Raw genomic sequence first — 1,940 nt, forward strand, 5'->3', positions numbered from 1 at the left:
ACCAAATGCATGTCGCCCAAAAGTGCCCGGCGGTTTTGGGTCGACGACATGCATCAAACAAGAATGTCCGTGATCAGGATCGCGTGATTCAAATGCAGACGGCGGACCGCAGGGATCCGCCGCCGAAATGCTGATCTGTGCGGGACCTACCAGAGATCGTAGCGCAGCCCCAGCTTGACCTGGTGATTGCTGATTCCCTTGTGGACCGGGAAGGAGGTCAGGCTTTCGGCCGTCACATATTCGGCGTCGGGGGCCGAGAAATACTGATATCCGAGATCGACGGAAACGTTCTTGGAAACCTGATAGGCAAGGCCGGCATTCAACGTATAGGCGAAGGAATACTGTGTCTTGTTGTCCTGCAGGTTGAAACTGTTGGCGGGGACATTGTTATCCGTGTAAGTCGCCGAAAGCGTGTGCCTGCTGCGGACAACACCGATGCCGGCGCCGAGATAGGGCGTGATTCCGACATATGTGCCGAGATCGACATAGCCATTGAGTATCCCCGAGAAGGCATAGTTCTTCAGCGATCCCGATCCCTGGGTCGACAATGTCGGCAGCGTGACGACCGCTGAATCGTCATAGCTGAAGCTGACGTCGTTACCGGGCAAATAGCCGAGGTTGAGATCGGCGCGCAGATAGTCGGTGAAATGATAGCCGAAACCGATGCTCGCGAAGGCCGCTTTGTTGCTCTCGCTAAAGTTTTCGTTGTTGATCGCCGACGGGAAGGTGAAATCCCCGTTTTTGAAGCTCTTTTGCACCAGATAGGAGACGTCGCCGCGCAGATACCATCCGGAGCCGACCTCGACCGGCACATAGTCCGGCGCCTGGTCGACATAGACCGGAGGATCGTAATCGGCGGCGAGTGCCGATGTCAGTGGCAAGAGGCCAAATCCGGCAAGCGCCAACGCAATACGCGATATGAGTGTCATGGTCCCCGACTCCCGATTTGGCGACACCTGCGATCACGCAGGCAGCCATCGTTTCAAGGAGCATTGTTAACCATAGTGGTTAAGTGCCGGTTAAGGCTAACAGAGCGTTAGCGAATTGATTTCGAACGGACTCACCCCGGATCATCTCAAACGAAAACCGCCCGGCTGATGCCGGGCGGTCGACGAATTCTTGGAACTTCTAGGCGATTACTTGGTGTAGATCGGCTCGGGTTCGGGCTGATAGGCAACCGGTACGCTGCACCCGTTGTTGCCGCCAAACTGATAGCGCAAGCCACCGCGCACTTCGTTGGTGTTGAAGCCGTGATCGAAGCCCGGCCCGGCGCCCGGCGTGGCGCCGCTTGGACCATACTCGAACATGCGACCGCCCTGAATATGGGAGAAACGGTAGCCAGCATCGAGGATGACTTTGTCGGTCAGACAGTAGGAGGCGCCGGCCATGACCGCGTAGGCGAAGCGCCAGCTGGATGTTCCGGGGTTGGACTCGGTCGTGTTCGGATCGTAGACAGTATCCCACTTGACGCGCGCACCGCCGATGCCGGCGCCGACATAGGGCGTGATGCCATGCCAGGTGCCAATATCGACATACGCATTGGCCAGCAGCAGCAAGGCGCTCATCTTCGACACTTCGGTCGAGGTCGTGGTGAGATCCGAGGTGGCGCCGTTGAAGTTCGACTTGAACCAATAATCGGCGGTCAGGTCGGTGCGGAAGTGATCATTGATCTTGTAGCCGACGCCGCCGCCGAGCGAGAAGCCGCCCTTGAGCTTGCCGTAGTCGAAGCTCTTGCTGCCGGCGACCCCGACGGGAGGTCCGCACGGGCAAGGCGCGGCCCCATAGGTGATGTAGTCGATGTCACCCACCTTCGACTTGTGATAGTCGAGGTCGCCGCGGATATACCATCCGCCGACATCGACAGGCTCATAGACCGGCGGTGGCGCTTCTTCGACCTGCCGCTCAGGCAGATCCGCTGCGAGTACCGGCCCGGCCAAACC

General features: G+C 58.6%; 2 protein-coding genes. Both read right to left on the reverse strand.

Annotation, left to right across the window (positions count from 1 at the left end; genetic code table 11):
- Positions 1–146 precede the first annotated feature (146 nt).
- A complete protein-coding gene (locus tag EOA36_RS34495) occupies positions 147–929 on the reverse strand; it encodes an outer membrane protein (protein WP_127281137.1) in 783 nt (260 codons plus the stop codon).
- Positions 930–1,136: 207 nt separating this feature from the next.
- Positions 1,137–1,940 (reverse strand): outer membrane protein (locus EOA36_RS34500; protein WP_145969481.1); only part of this gene is annotated, 804 nt, incomplete at its 5' end.

It is taken from the genome of Mesorhizobium sp. M8A.F.Ca.ET.021.01.1.1 (assembly GCF_003998025.1).
GTDB lineage: Bacteria > Pseudomonadota > Alphaproteobacteria > Rhizobiales > Rhizobiaceae > Mesorhizobium.

Coding starts and splice junctions, on each gene's coding strand:
- EOA36_RS34495 (WP_127281137.1), bottom strand. CDS start 929: ATGACACTCATATCGCGTATTGCGTTGGCGCTTGCCGGATTTGGCCTC.